The following is a 14,747-nucleotide window of genomic DNA, read 5'->3' as shown; positions in this document are numbered from 1 at the left end:
CTGGTTGTCGGCGAGTTGCCGATTATGCCCCGGACGTTTCCGGTGGCGGGGTGGGTGATCAGTCGCGGTGCGCCAGCAGCGCGCGAAGGGCGGGGGTGCGCAGATACAGCCCGGCCCAGGCAAGCACGCCGATATACACCCCGAACAACGTGTGGGTGAACAACGGGCTCCCGATCCGGGCGTGCGTGGCGACCGCTCCGCCGAGATATCCGGTCAGCACGATCGCACCGAGCAGCGCGGTGCGCGGCCAGGCGTACAGCAGCGCCGATCCGAGCGTCAGTATGCCGAGCAACCGCAACGTGCCGAAATCGGTCGGCCAGCCGAGCGTGGCGGTGGTGTCGATCACCGGCTGGATCGGCACGAGCTTGATCGCGCCGTCGAGCAGGAGGAACAGGATCACCAGTCCGCTCATCGTGCGGCCGGCGATGACGGCGCCGTTGCGGGGCAGCGTGCCGCGGACCGATCCGGGCGAGTCGATGGCAATGCTATTCATCATGCGTCTCCTTGGAAGAAGGGGTTCAGGCGTCGACAGGCTCGCCGCCGCCCGACATCGCGGCCATCGCCGCCTCGACGTCCATCCAGGTCAGCTCGATGATATGGCCGTCCGGATCCTCGAAGCTGCGGCCGTACATGAAGCCGAAATCCTGCGCCGGGACCGGATCGGGCCGGGCGCCGGCGGCGACTGCCCTGGCCAAGGTCTGGTCGACCTCGTCGCGGCTGTCCTCGGTCAGGCAGATCAGCACTTCGCAATCGGTCCGCGCATCGACGATTGTCTTCGAGGTGAAGTCGCCGAAACGGGCATGGCTCAGCAGCATCAGGCTGATCGAGTCGGAGAACATCAGCATCGCGGTGCTGCTCTCCTGGCAGAAGCGCTCGTCCCTGGTCCCGCCGATCGCCTGATAGAAGGCGGCCGAGCGTTCGACGTCGGCAACGGGCAGGTTCACGAAGATCATCTTGGGCATGGCAAATCCTTTCCTCTGCGTTTCTGGCGAATCACTGTTTGACGGTGATGACGTATCGAGTTATTAAAAGCAACCATGGAGTTAGAAAAAATAACCGACTCGAGCAAAAAGGCGGAAAAGCGTTGGTATGATGACGCCTGCGGCACCGCACTGGCGATGGAGCTGGTCGGAGAGCGCTGGTCGCTACTGATCGTGCGCGAGCTGATGTTCGGCCCGCGCCGCTTCGGTGAGTTGAAGAAAGCGCTCGGCGGGATCAGCGCGAATGTGCTGACTCAGCGGCTCGAGGGCATGGAGGAGGTCGGCATCCTCACCCGCCGGAAGCTGCCGCCGCCCGCCTCGGTGCAGGTTTATGGCCTCACACCCTGGGGTTATGCGAGCGAACGCGCGATCCAGGAGCTTGGCCGCTGGGCGGTGCAGTCGCACCGGCACGACACGACGCTGCCGCTCAGCGCCGCCTCGATCATGCTGTCCTTCCGCACGATGATCGACCGGTCCCGATCGGGCGAGGTGAACCGCACCATCGGCTTCCGCTTCGGCGAGGACGAATTCGTCGCGACCGTCGACGCGGAAGGCATCGCGATTCGCCGGACCGATCCGCGCGAGGCGGATGTGATGCTCGATACCGACCCGGTGACCCTGGCGTCGGTCGTCTATGGCGGCCGGCCGATCGAGGACGCTGAATCGGCCGGATCGCTGAAATTATCGGGCGATCGTGCCCTCGCGGAGCGGTTCGTCACGCTGTTTCCGTTGCCGCCCAAGACGGGTTCGGCTTGACGAACTCTATTTCCGTTCGCACTGAGCTTGTCGAAGTGCCGTTCTTCCTTCTCGATCGTTGAAGAGGAGCAGGGCTTCTGCAGATCAGCCCGAACGGTACGAGATCATGACGGACATACCCAACACCCAGCCCGACAGCCGCGAGACGACGATCATGGACGCGCCCGACAAGATGGTGAAGGTCCGTGAACTCTTCGGCATCGATTCGGACATGGAGGTTCCCGCCTTTTCGGAAGCCGATGAGCGCGTGCCCGATCTCGATCCGGCCTATGTGTTCGACGGCGACACCACGCTCGCGATCTGCGCCGGCTTCGCGCACAATCGCCGCGTGATGGTCCAGGGCTATCACGGCACCGGCAAGTCGACTCATATCGAGCAGGTCGCGGCGCGCCTGAAATGGCCGTGCATCCGTATCAACCTCGACGCGCATATCAGCCGCATCGATCTGGTCGGCCGCGACGCGATCGTGCTGAAGGACGGCCAGCAGGTCACCGAATTCCGCGAAGGCCTGTTGCCCTGGGCGCTGCAGACGCCGACGGCTTTGGTGTTCGACGAATATGATGCCGGCCGCCCCGACGTGATGTTCGTCATCCAGCGCGTGCTGGAGACCGAGGGCAAGCTGACGCTGCTCGACCAGAACCGCGTGATCCGCCCGAACCCCTGGTTCCGCCTGTTCGCCACCGCCAACACGGTCGGCCTGGGCGACACGAGCGGGCTCTATCATGGCACGCAGCAGATCAACCAGGGCCAGATGGACCGCTGGAACATCGTCGTCACGCTCAACTATCTGCCTGCCGCGGTCGAGGCGCAGATCGTGCTCGCCAAGTCCGGCGAATATGACAAGCCCGAGGGCAAGCAGGTCGTCGACAACATGGTCCGCGTGGCCGATCTCACGCGCCGCGGCTTCATCAACGGCGATATCTCGACCGTGATGAGCCCGCGCACCGTCATCACCTGGGCGCAGAATGCGCTGATCTTCGGCGACGTCGGCTTCGCGTTCCGCCTGTCCTTCCTCAACAAGTGCGACGAGGCGGAACGGGCACTGGTCGCCGAATATTATCAGCGCGTCTTCGGCAAGGATCTGCCCGAGAGCGTGGTCGGCAAGGGTTGAGTTGCGGCTCCATCCATAATCTTCTTCCCCGGCGAAGGCCGGGGCCCAGTTGGGGGACTTCTCTGGTCGGCCGAAACGCCCGTTTCTTTCTGTTCCGGAACTGGACCCCGGCCTCCGCCGGGGAAGCTCTAGCTGGGTGATGTCGAGGTGTTGGCAATGAACGTCGGGCCAGGCGCCTTCCCTTCCGGCAAGAGGAAATTGGCAAAAGCCGCGGTCGTCATGGCCGCCGCCCTTCTGCTCACCGCCGCCAAGACCCCCGACTACAAGGTCAAGCCAGCCTCGGTCCCGCTGCTCCCCGGCCGCACGCTCAAGGGCGAGCAGATCGCTGTCCCGGGCGCGATCATCGCGCAAAGCCCGCTCGGCCGCCCCGAAACGGTGCTGCTGGTCGATCCGATCGCGCTCGACCGGCTCGGCCAGAAGCGCAATTTCACCCGCGAGACGGTGTTCGAATCCGCCCGGGTGGACGGCATTCCCGGCGATCCGCCCGTGGTGTTCTGCGAAACCGAACAGGATCCGTCCTTCACCAAGGCAATGGTCGGCTCGATGGGCTTCGGCCTGGTTGGCCTGCTCAGGCCGACCAAATTGGTCACGCGCTATTGCCTCTACGATACCAATGACGACGAGACGCTCGATCATGCCATCCTGATCGGCGCCAAGGGCGATTCAGGGCGCGAACCCTTCGCCATCACGCCCGCGCATTACGGGCTGATCCGCGGTATGTTGCTCGGCAATGGCAGCGAGTTGCGGCTGCGTTATGCCGGCACGGCGGGTGAGAAGGACAGCCTGTCCTTCGATGCCGAGCTGATACTCTACGGCATGAACCGCCCGCTGCCCGAGACGCGGCACAAGATCTCGATCGCGAAGCTCCCGGCATACGGCGTGATCCAGGGTGCGGTGGTGACCGTGCTCGAATTCGATCCGGAAACGAAGATCGCGCGCATCAGGATCGACCGCGATCTTGCGCCCGGGCGTTTGGTGGTGCCAGAGCAGAAGCCATGACGACGGAAACGCCCCTCGATCGCTTCAAGGCCGTGCTCGGCGGTGCCGCGCGCGCGATCGCGCACGAGCCCGAGATCGAGCTCGCCTTCACTGCCGATGCGCCCACCCAGTCGGGCAAGCATATCAAGGTGCCGATGCCGGCACGCACCCTGCCGGCCGACCAGGTCGCTGAAGCCCGTGGTTTCGCTGACGGCTTCGCGCTGCGCCTGCGCCACCACAATGCCGCGCTCCACGCGAAGCAGGCGCCCGCCGAGGCAGTCGCGCGTTCCGTATTCGACGCAGTCGAGGGTGCCCGGGTCGAGGCACTCGGCGCACGCGGCTATGCCGGCATCGCTGCCAACCTCGCGACTGCGCTCGACCTGAAGCTGCGCGCCGATCCGATCACCCGCGCCCGCAACCGCGACGAAGTGCCGCTCTCCACTGCACTCGGCCTGATGGTGCGCGAGCGGCTGACCGGCGCCGAGGCGCCCGCCGTCACGGCGCCGGGCATGGCGCTGGTACGCGACTGGATCGAGGAGAAGGCGGGCAAGGATCTCGACGCGCTGGCGCTGGCGATCGACGATCAGCGCACCTTTGCCAGCCTCGTCACCCGCCTGCTCGAGGATCTCGAACTGGTCGAGGGCGACATGGTCCCCGATGAAGCCGATGAGGGCGGATCCGAGGACGAAGGCACTGACGAGCAGCAGTCCGAAGAAGGCGAGGACGGCGAAGGCGAGGGCGAGCAGGGCCAGGGCGAGATCGAGGCGCGGGGTTCCGACCGCGATGCCGAATCGCAGGACGGTGAGGGCGCCGAGACCAGCGACGACGAATTCCAGGACATGGACGGCGAGGCGGGCGATGACGGCGAGGAGGGCATGCTGCCCGTCCGTCCCAACCGGCCCTTCTCCGATTTCGCACCGCAGTTCGAATATAAGGCGTGGACCACCAGTTTCGACGAAGTGATCGCCGCGACCGACCTGTGCGACGCTGACGAGCTGGCGCGGCTGCGCTCCTATCTCGACCAGCAACTCGTGCATCTACAGGGCGCGGTGACCAAGCTCGCCAACCGGCTGCAGCGCCGGCTGATGGCGCAGCAGAATCGCAGTTGGGATTTCGATCAGGAGGAAGGACTGCTCGACGCCGCCCGCCTCGCCCGCGTCGTCGTCAATCCGACTCAGTCGCTCAGCTACAAGATCGAGCGCGAGACCGATTTCCGCGACACCGTCGTCACCTTGCTGATCGACAATAGCGGTTCGATGCGCGGCCGCCCGATCTCGATCGCCGCGATCAGCGCTGACATCCTCGCCCGCACGCTCGAGCGCTGCGGGGTCAAGACCGAGATCCTCGGCTTCACCACCCGCGCCTGGAAGGGCGGGCAGGCGCGCGAGACCTGGCTCGCCGCGGGGCGTCCGCCCCAGCCGGGCCGGCTCAACGATGTGCGCCACATCGTCTATAAAAAGGCCGACGAGCCGTGGCGCCGCGCGCGCACCTCGCTCGGGCTGATGATGCGCGAGGGACTGCTCAAGGAGAATATCGACGGCGAGGCGTTGCTCTGGGCGCACAGCCGGCTGATCGCTCGGCCCGAGGAACGCAAGATCCTGATGGTCATCTCGGACGGCGCGCCGGTCGACGATTCCACGCTCAGCGTGAATTCGGGCAGCTATCTCGAACGCCATCTGCGCCAGGTGATCAACTGGATCGAGACCCGCTCGCCGGTCGAGCTGGCCGCGATCGGCATCGGCCACGACGTGACGCGCTATTATGCGCGAGCGGTGACGATCATGGATGCCGAGCAACTCGGCGGCACGATCATCGAGCAGCTTGCCGCGCTGTTCGACACTGACTGAAGAAGCGGGGACTGAATGATCGCCGCGCCGCCGGGCGGGTTTGTCGGCCCGGTCAAACGGTCGGTTACGATCGCCGGCCACGCGACCTCGATCAGCCTCGAGCCCTTGTTCTGGGAAGCGCTCGAGTCAGCGGCGGAGGCGCGCAGCCTGCCGCTCAACGCACTGATCGCCGAAATCGACGCGCTGCGTATTACAGCCGACGATCCTCCCAATCTGGCCAGCGCATTGCGGAGCTGGCTTATGTCGGAGCGCGCGCCCTAATCACAATCCGTCATGCCGGACTTGTTCCGGCATCCACCGTTCGGCACGCTCTACGGCATGAGGGAACGGGAACCCTGCGTCTACATCCTGGCGAGCGACTTCAACGGCCGCCTCTACACGGGCGTCACATCGAATCTCATCGGCCGCATCATGCAGCATCGCGACGGCACCTTCGACGGCTTCACCAAACGCTACAATATCAAACGCCTCGTCTGGTACGAAGTCGGCGACACGATGGAAATCGTCATCGCCACCGAGAAGCGCATCAAGGGATGGCGCCGCGACTGGAAGAAGAATCTCATCGAGCGCGACAACCCCAAATGGGATGATCTGGCCGTAGCACTCGGCCTCGACCCTTTGCGTTGAAACACTGGTGGACCCCGGAACAAGTCCGGGGTGACGATCGCGAGAGAGGCGGCGGCTCTCACTAAACCGTCATGCCGGACTTGTTCCGGCATCCACCGTGCCGCGAAGTCCTCGGCCTTCGGGGCGCGGCTCGCTGGCGTGACCCGCTGCTCCCCGCCCAAACCTGTGAGAATTACTCTCAATAGCGTTGACAATGAGAGTGACTCGCAATAGCTGGCCCGCGATACAAAGGGGACAGAAATTGCGCACCACCAGCACCGCTCGACGCACGCCTATCGCAAAGCCCGCGTTTCTCGCGCTTTCGTGTGTCGGCGCGTTCGCCAGCAGTGCGGCCTTCGCCGCGGACGAGCCAGATACGGTGCCGACCAGTGACGACAATCAGGGCCGCGACGACGTACTCGTCACCGGCCAGCGTGAGAAAGCGCCCAAGCAGGTCGCCGCCCCCGTCAACACGCCCAAGTCGATCGTCGTCCTGCCCAAGGAAGTGATCGAACAGACCGGTTCGGCCAGCCTGCAGGATGCGCTGCGTACCGTGCCCGGCATCACCTTCGGCGCGGCCGAGGGCGGGAACCCGATCGGCGACCGTCCCTTCATCCGCGGCTTCGATAGCCAGGGCTCGACCTATGTCGACGGCGTGCGCGATCTGGCGGCGCAGACCCGCGAAGTGTTCGCGGTCGAGGAGATCCAGGTCGTGCGCGGCTCGGATTCGACGCTCGGCGGCCGCGGCAGCGCGGGTGGTTCGATCAACATCATCACCAAATTGCCGACCGATCGCAACTTCATCTCCGGCTCGGCCAGCTTCGGCACGGACGACTACAAGCGCGTCACCGCCGATGCGAATTACAAGCTGACCGATACGATCGCGGTCCGTGTCGCCGGCATGTGGCATGATCAGGACGTGGCCGGCCGCGATGCGATCTGGCAGCGCCGCTGGGGTGTCGCGCCCTCGATCACGCTTGGGCTCGGCACGCCGACCCGGCTGACCGCTTCCTATTATCACCTGACCAGCCACGAACTGCCCGACAGCGGCATTCCCTATTTCTACACGATCGGCAACGCGCCCGGCACCGGCAACATCTATTCGGAGCCGCTGATCGGCAGGGGCACGACCAGGGGCGGCACGACCGGCGTGGTCGATCGCTCGACCTTCTACGGGCTGGTCGATCGCGATTTTCGCGATGCCGACACCGATCAGATCACGATCCGCGCCGAGCATGATTTCGGCGGGCTGACCCTGCGCAACACCTCGCGTTTCTCGCACAATTCGCAGGCGTACATCTATACCCAGCCGGACGATCAGCAGGGCAATGTCTTTGGCAACTCGGCGACTCCGCCGGTTGCGGGCAGCGATGCCGCGATCCGCGGCGATCTCATCACGGGCGGTTATGTGTGGCGCCGTGCCAATACGCGCTACGGCTACACCGACAACATCACCAACCAGACCGACCTGTACGGCAGCTTCAACACCGGCAGCGTGAAACACAACATCTCGGTTGGCGCGGAATTCTCCTGGGAGAAGGCGCGCCGCGGGACCTTCGTGCTCGCGACCGGCGCGACCATCTCGCCGCGCTGCAACACCGCGATGATCGCGCGGTACAATTGCACCAGCCTGTTCACCCCCAATCCCAATGATGCATGGGTGAACTATACGAGCGATAGCCTGAGCACGGTCGCTCCGATCACCAGGACGCTGCCGATCCAGGAGACGCAGAACGACGCGGAAACGCGCTCGATCTATGCGTTCGACTCGATCACGCTGTTGCCATCACTGATCCTCAATCTCGGCGCCCGTTACGACCATTTCAAATCGACCGTGACGCCGGGCCAGGCCGCAACTGCGACCACCACCTATCAGCTGTCGCGGTCCGACGATCTGTTCAACTGGCAGGCCGGCCTCGTCTTCAAGCCGACCCCGGAAACCAGCCTTTACGCGTCCTACGCCACCGCAGCGACACCGCCGAACAGCCTGTTGGGCGAAGGGGCGGAGTCGAACGCCCTGGGTACGCCGACCACCGACGCGGCCTATCTGACGGCCCTCGCGGTGCTCGACTCGCTGAAGATCGAGAAGACCAGATCCTATGAGGTCGGAGCCAAGGCGAATCTGATGGACGGCAGATTGTCGTTGAATCTCGCTGCCTTCCAGACCGATACGGACAATGCACGCGCCGTCGGCGCGAACGGCGGGGTCGAGTTCATCGGCAAGCGCCGTATCCGCGGCGTCGAGTTCAATGCGAGCGGGCAGATCCTGCCCGGCTGGACGATCTTCGGCGGCTATACCCATCTCGATCCGAAGATTGTCGATGGCGGCTTCACCGTGCTGACCGCACCGGAAATCCGCCAAGGCAACGTCCTTGTCCAGGGCGCCAAGACAGTGCAGGTCGTCTCGGTCAACACCGGCAAGCAGGCGACCCAGACGGCGCGCGACAGCTTCACGCTGTGGACCACGGTCGAGCCGGTCAAGGGCTTCTCGCTCGGTGGCGGCGCCTTCTACACCAGCCGCGTGTTCGGCGGGTACAGCGACAACCGCGCGGCGACCCAGACCAATGCGGGCGTGGTGACGGTCACCCCGGCGACCAAGGTGCTGTACCGGACCATCCCTGAATATTGGCGCTTCGACGCCCGCGCGTCCTATCGCTTCAACCGCAATTTCGAGCTGTCGGTCAACGTCCAGAACCTGACGGACAAGACTTATTTCACTCAGGCCTATTCAGCGCATTATGCGTCGATCGCCGCGGGCCGCTCGGCCTTTGCCACGCTGAACGTCCGCTATTGATGACGGCTGCCCTCGATCTCGATGGGCTGACCGCTGACGACATCGCCGCGCGCCTCTCGGGTCCTCCCGAGGAGCGCGCGGCGTTCGTTCGCGCGGCGGCGGAGGCCGGTATGGCCGAGGCGCAGGCCGTGTACGGGCAGATGCTGCTCGACGGCGCCGGCGTGGCGAGGGACGAGCCCGCCGCGCTCGGCTGGTTCACCAGGGCGGCGGCGCAGCATCATTTGATGGCGATCAACATGGTCGGCCGCTGCTACGATCTCGGCTGGGGCGCCGCGCCGGACAAGGCGCGTGCCGCCGAATGCTACCGCATCGCCGCCGAGCGCGGGCTCGACTGGGGCATGTACAATTACGCGACCCTGCTCGCGCTCGGCGACGGCGTGGCGGAGGACAAGGCGGCCGCGCTCGACTGGTTCCAGAAGGCCGCGAAACTGGGCAACGCCAAGGCGATCAACTTCGTCGGCAGCTTCCATGAGGATGGCTGGGTGGTGCCGCGCGACATGGCCAAGGCGGCGCGCTGCTATGCCCGCGCCGCGCGCGGCGGGGATTTCCGCGGCTGCTTCAACCATGCCCGGATGCTCGGCGCGGCGGGCAAGGCGGACGAGGCGATGGACTGGCTGAAGCGCGCGGGCGAGACCGCGACGCCGGCCTTTGTCGACAAGGCGAGTGCCTGGCTGGCGCGCGCCGACGTGCCGGCGTTCCGGGTGCGCGGGGTGCAGGCGCTGCGGACGGGCGCGGATCGTATTTCCCCTTAATATTGGGGAAAGCGGACGCGCCGTACAGTCCCGCTCAGGAGGGCGAGATGTTCCAGCCACGGCATGACCTGTCCGGCCCGTTCCGGACCGATGACGACGACAGCAGCGCAGTGCACGGCCTGTTCTACGCCGTGCCCGTCAGCCTGATGATCTGGGCCGCGCTGCTCTACTGGCTGTTCCTCGCGCGCTGACCTAGCGCCCCAGCAGCACCCGCGCCTGGCCCGCGATCTGTGCCAGCATCGCAGCGTTCGGCGCCGGCGCGTGCCGGGCACGATCCACCACCGACTTGAACTGCGCGACGCGTCCCGCATTGGCGGCGAGCCATGTCTCGACCAAAGCCTGCGGATCGCCCCCGCCGCGGCCGAGGAATTCGAGCCGCAACTGCTGGAAATCGCGCGCGAGCCCGGCGATGAGCAGCCGCTCCCACGGATCGCTCGACGAGATGCGCGCGGCATTGGCCTGCGCCCAGTCGAGCCCCAGCGCCTGGCCGAGCCGGGTGAAGGCTCGCGTCAGCACCGCTTCGTCCAGCCCGAGCCGCTCGCCGAGATCGGCGAGGCCGACCGCGCCGTCCAGCTCGAACAGCCGCACCACCTTCTGCACGAGTTTGCGCGGCGCGCCCGCCTCTTCCAGCGTGGCGGCGATGCGCGCGCTCTGCGCGCTCGCTTCCTCGAGCAGCAGCGCCTTGGTCTGCTTGTCGAGCTGCGCGGTGCCCTTGGCCAGCCGGGCCAGCGCCGGGCCGGGGCCAGTGCCCGAGCGCACGACACGCAGCAGGTCGGCGATCTGCGAGCGCGTCGCCACCGCGACCTCGTCGAACAGCGCGAGGCGCGCCGCCTCGGGCATCACCGCCGTCTCGATCTCGGCCCAGAGCGCGGGCAGGCTGAACAGCCGCTCGGTCACGACGAACATCGCGGCGATATCGCTCATCGCCGCGCCTTCCTCCTCGGCCAGCTCGAACGGGTGGAGCACGCCGAGCCGGTTGACGATGCGGTTGGCCAGCTTGGTCGCGACGATCTCGCCGCGCAGCCGATGCTCGTCGATCGCCTTGCCGAACTTCTTGCGCATCGCGGGCGGGAAGGCAGCGTGGAGATCGGGCGCCAGTTCGGCATCGAGGCCGAGATCGGCCAGTTCGATCGCTTCCTGCAGCGCCAGCTTCGCGGTCGCGAGCAGCACGGCCAGTTCGGGGCGGGTGAGGCCATGCCCCTCCTGCGAGCGGCGCAGCAGATCGTCGTTCGAGGCAAGCCCCTCGACCGCGCGGTCCAGTTTGCCCGATGCCTCGAAGATCTCGATCAACCGGACGTAACTCGGTACCGCCAGCGCGCCGTCATTCTCCGCGATCGACAGCGCGAGCGTCTGGAGGCGGTTATCCTCGAGCACGATATGCGCGACATCGTCGGTCATGCCGGCGAGGAAGCTGTTGCGCTTCTCATAGGCCAGCCGGCCCTCGATCATCTCGCGGTTGAGCGCGATCTTGATGTTGACCTCGTTGTCCGAACAATCGACGCCGGCCGAATTGTCGATGAAGTCGGTGTTGATCCGCCCGCCATGCGCCGCGAACGCGATGCGGCCCGCCTGGGTGACGCCGAGATTCGCGCCCTCGCCGATCGCGGTCGCGCGGATCTCCTCGGCATTGACGCGGAGCCGGTCGTTGGCCGGATCGCCGACCTGGATGTTGTTCTCCGCCGCCGCCTTCACATAGGTGCCGATGCCGCCGAACCAGATCAGGTCCACCGGCGCCTTGAGGATCGCCGAGATCAGCGCGCCCGGCTCCATCTCGCTCGCATCGAGGCCGAGCGCGGCGCGGACCTGTTTCGACAGCTTGATCGTCTTGTCGGTGCGCGGGAACACGCCGCCGCCCTTGGAGATCAGCGATGGATTGTAATCCGCCCAACTCGAGCGCGGCAGCGCGAACATGCGCGCGCGCTCTTCCCAACTCGCCGCGGGATCGGGATCGGGATCGAGGAAGATGTGTCGGTGGTCGAACGCCGCGACGATCTTCAGGGTCTGCGACAACAGCATGCCGTTGCCGAACACGTCGCCCGACATGTCGCCGCAGCCGACCACCCGGATCGACTCGCTCTGCACATCGACGCCGCGCTCGGCGAAGTGCCGCTGGACCGAGACCCAGGCGCCCTTGGCGGTGATGCCCATCGCCTTGTGATCATACCCGACCGACCCGCCGCTGGCGAAGGCGTCGCCCAGCCAGAAGCCGTGATCGAGCGCGATCGCATTGGCCACGTCGGAGAAGGTCGCGGTGCCCTTGTCGGCGGCAACGACGAAATAGGGATCCTCGCCGTCATGGACGAGAACGCCCGCGGGATGGACCACCTTGCCCTCGACGATATTGTCGGTGATCGACAGCAGCGAGCGGATGAACACCCGGTAACTCTCGGTTCCCTCGGCCAGCCAGGCGTCGCGGTTGGAGACCGGCGGCAATTGCTTGGGATAGAATCCGCCCTTCGCGCCCGTGGGCACGATCACCGCGTTCTTCACGCGCTGCGCCTTCATCAGGCCGAGAATCTCGGTGCGGAAGTCGTCGCGCCGGTCCGACCAGCGCAGGCCGCCGCGCGCGACCGGCCCGGCACGCAGATGGATGCCTTCCACGCGTGGGGAGTACACCCAGATCTCGCGCCACGGCACGGGGGCGGGCAGGCCGGGGATCAGGTGGCTGTCGAGTTTGAACGCCAGCGCCGTCGCGCCCGCGGGCGCAAAGGCATTGGTGCGCAAGGTCGCCGCGATCACGTTGCGCAGCGCGCGGAGAATGCGGTCGTCGTCGATCGCCGAGACGGCATCGAGCCCGGCATCGATCGCGGCATCGGCGGCGAGGATCGCCTCGACCTTCGCCCTGCCCTTGACGGCGCGTGCGGGATCGTGCGCGGCGGCGAAGCGCTCGATCAGCGCCGCCGCCACCTTGGGCGCGCGCCGTAGCGCATCCACCACGGTGACGAGCGAATAGGGCAGCCCGGCCTGGCGCAGATACCGGAACCAGGCGCGGAACAGCACCACCGAGGCGGGTGCCATGCCCGCATCGACGATCAGCCGGTTGAACGCGTCATTCTCGGCATGGGCTTCGAGAACGGCCGCGACGGCATCCTCCAGCACCACCGGGTCGCCCTTGGCCGGGTTGGCGCTCTCGACCAAGAACTCGTGCACGAAGCCTTGCGCGTCGTCGGCCAGCGCGGTCGGCACTTCTTCGATCACGCGGAAGCCGAAATTCTCCAGCACCGGCACCGCATCCGACAGCGCCAGCGGACCGCCGACGCGGTAGATCTTCATCCGCGTCGCGCCGTTCGCATCGCGGTACAGCCGCACCGACCGGTCGCCCGGCGTGTCGAGCCGGCACAGCCGCAGGATGTCGCGCGCTGCCTCCTCCGCACTGCCCGCCGCGCGATAGCCTTGCGGGAAGGTCGCGGCATGGCGCAGCGCGAGCCGAGTCGCCCGCGCCGGCTCCACCGCTTCGGCCAGCGCCGCCTCGACCGCCGGCACCCAGCCGCGCACCATGCGCGCGATCCGCGCGTCGAGCGCCGCCGCATCGGGCATCACGCCCTCGCCGCGCAGATCGATGGTGTAGCGGATCTGCGCGACCACGCTGCCCTCCATCGCGATCGCCCAGTTGAGCAGCCCGCCATTCGCCGCCTCGGCCAGCATGTCGCCGATCGCGACTCGCCGCGCGGTGGTCAGGTCGTCGCGCGGCAGCCACACGAACGCGAACAGATGCCGTCCCAGGATCGATCGCACCAGCACCAGGGCAGGGCGCGGCCGATCCGCCAGCGACATCGCGGTCAGCGCGACATCCTCCAGCGAGGCGACGTCGAACGCGGTGACCAGGTCGTGCGGCAAGGAGGCGAGCGCATGGGTCAGCGCCTTGCCGGTATGCCCCTTGGGATCGAACCCGAACTTCGCCTCAAGCGCCGCAAGCCGCGCGCGCAGCACCGGCACTTCCTGCGGCGGCGCGTTGAGCGCTGCGCTGGTCCACAGCCCGGCATGGATCGACAGCCCGGTGACCTTGCGCCCCTCGCGGATCGGCACCAGCACCAGGTCGAGCGGCACATGGCGGTGAACGCCGGAGATCTGGTTGGACTTGAGCAGGAGAGGGGCCTCCCCGCCCTTCTCGAACCAGGCCATGGCGAGCGAACGCGACGCCTCGGCCAGGATCGGCACGGCATGGGCATGGCGCGCGATGCCGAGCGGCTTCTCGCTCTTGCCCTGCCACAATTCATGGCCGAGCAGGGTGAAGTTGCGGTCGAGGAACCACAACAGCAGTTCGGCGCCCTCGCTCTTCCCCAGCGCCTCGGCATCGGCGGCCATGCGCGCCTGCATCGGCGCCCAGTCGGCGACGGCCGAGCGCACATCCGCCAGGTTGTGCTCGAGCGCGGAGAGCAGGTCGCGCCGCTCGCGCGAATCGGCGCGCTCCATCTCGATATAGATCATCGATTCTGGGCTGCCGCCCTCGCCGCTGGCGCCGCCGACGCTGGTCAGCGTGCCGGCCGAATCGCGGGTGACGCTCAGCACCGGGTGGATGATGCGATCGATCACCACATTCTTCGCGCCGATCGTCGCCGCGATCGAATCGACCAGGAAGGGCATGTCGTCATTGACGATGGCGAGTCGCATCGTGCGGCGCGGTTCTGACCCGGCGATCGGCTCGAGCGCGATGACCGGCTTGCCCGGCGGCCGGTGTTCCGCGGTGGCGGCGACAAAGGCGGCGGCGTCTGCCCGCTCGGCCTTTCCGAACCCCTGCAATTCCCCTGGAAGTGCGCCCTTGGTCAGCCGGGCGGCAAGCGCGTCCGACAGCGATTTCAGCGTGGTCTTGGCCATCGAGGCCCTATGCTCCCGCCGCTTGCGGGCTTCAACCCTTGTGGCGCTGCACAATGAACCTCCCTAGTTCCTCCCCGGCACGGGGAGGGGGACCGCCCGCTTCTTCAG

The 14,747-nt window shown here is 66.7% G+C and carries 12 protein-coding genes; 9 read left to right on the top strand and 3 right to left on the bottom strand.

Annotated elements, in window-relative coordinates:
- Positions 1-58: 58 nt before the first annotated feature.
- Both AC1RT8_RS20535 and AC1RT8_RS20530 read right to left on the bottom strand, forming a co-directional pair.
- On the bottom strand, positions 59-493 hold the full coding sequence (locus AC1RT8_RS20535; protein WP_493077901.1) for a DoxX family protein: 435 nt from the start codon (positions 491-493) through the stop codon (positions 59-61).
- Positions 494-518: 25 nt separating this feature from the next.
- On the bottom strand, positions 519-962 hold the full coding sequence (locus AC1RT8_RS20530; RefSeq protein WP_493077899.1) for a VOC family protein: 444 nt from the start codon (positions 960-962) through the stop codon (positions 519-521).
- 75 nt (positions 963-1,037) lie between these two features.
- Between AC1RT8_RS20530 and AC1RT8_RS20525 the strand changes: the two genes are divergently transcribed.
- The 9 genes from AC1RT8_RS20525 to AC1RT8_RS20485 all read left to right on the top strand — a co-directional run bounded on the left by AC1RT8_RS20525 (position 1,038) and on the right by AC1RT8_RS20485 (position 10,015).
- On the top strand, positions 1,038-1,736 hold the full coding sequence (locus AC1RT8_RS20525) for a winged helix-turn-helix transcriptional regulator (RefSeq protein ID WP_493077897.1): 699 nt from the start codon (positions 1,038-1,040) through the stop codon (positions 1,734-1,736).
- Positions 1,737-1,842: 106 nt separating this feature from the next.
- On the top strand, positions 1,843-2,847 hold the full coding sequence (gene cobS / locus AC1RT8_RS20520) for a cobaltochelatase subunit CobS (RefSeq protein ID WP_493077896.1): 1,005 nt from the start codon (positions 1,843-1,845) through the stop codon (positions 2,845-2,847).
- A gap of 219 nt (positions 2,848-3,066) precedes the next feature.
- Entirely contained in the window at positions 3,067-3,846 is a 780-nt protein-coding gene (locus tag AC1RT8_RS20515; protein ID WP_493077895.1) for a hypothetical protein, read from the top strand.
- On the top strand, positions 3,843-5,672 hold the full coding sequence (gene cobT / locus AC1RT8_RS20510; protein WP_493077893.1) for a cobaltochelatase subunit CobT: 1,830 nt from the start codon (positions 3,843-3,845) through the stop codon (positions 5,670-5,672). Before AC1RT8_RS20515 ends, cobT begins: the two co-directional genes overlap by 4 nt.
- 15 nt (positions 5,673-5,687) lie before the next feature.
- Entirely contained in the window at positions 5,688-5,933 is a 246-nt protein-coding gene (locus AC1RT8_RS20505; protein WP_493077891.1) for a ribbon-helix-helix domain-containing protein, read from the top strand.
- A 12-nt stretch (positions 5,934-5,945) separates the two neighbouring features.
- The gene (locus AC1RT8_RS20500; RefSeq protein ID WP_493077890.1) at positions 5,946-6,299 is read left to right on the top strand and encodes a GIY-YIG nuclease family protein; all 354 of its coding nucleotides are present in this window, start codon (positions 5,946-5,948) and stop codon (positions 6,297-6,299) included.
- Between the two features lie 241 nt (positions 6,300-6,540).
- On the top strand, positions 6,541-9,072 hold the full coding sequence (locus AC1RT8_RS20495) for a TonB-dependent receptor (protein WP_493077889.1): 2,532 nt from the start codon (positions 6,541-6,543) through the stop codon (positions 9,070-9,072).
- Complete coding sequence (locus tag AC1RT8_RS20490; protein ID WP_493077888.1) at positions 9,072-9,824, top strand: tetratricopeptide repeat protein; 753 nt, start codon at positions 9,072-9,074, stop codon at positions 9,822-9,824. Before AC1RT8_RS20495 ends, AC1RT8_RS20490 begins: the two co-directional genes overlap by 1 nt.
- 47 nt (positions 9,825-9,871) lie before the next feature.
- Positions 9,872-10,015: a hypothetical protein gene (locus tag AC1RT8_RS20485; RefSeq protein ID WP_372858001.1), complete on the top strand. Its 144-nt coding sequence runs from the start codon at positions 9,872-9,874 to the stop codon at positions 10,013-10,015.
- A gap of 1 nt (position 10,016) precedes the next feature.
- Here AC1RT8_RS20485 and AC1RT8_RS20480 read toward each other — a convergent pair whose 3' ends face one another.
- Positions 10,017-14,639: an NAD-glutamate dehydrogenase gene (locus AC1RT8_RS20480; protein ID WP_493077887.1), complete on the bottom strand. Its 4,623-nt coding sequence runs from the start codon at positions 14,637-14,639 to the stop codon at positions 10,017-10,019.
- Positions 14,640-14,747: the final 108 nt, after the last annotated feature.

This window comes from Sphingomonas sp. GW821-FHT10F11 (assembly GCF_058809095.1).
The sequence above is the reverse complement of the archived record's forward strand: the minus strand, read 5'-3'. Positions and strand labels throughout refer to the sequence as shown.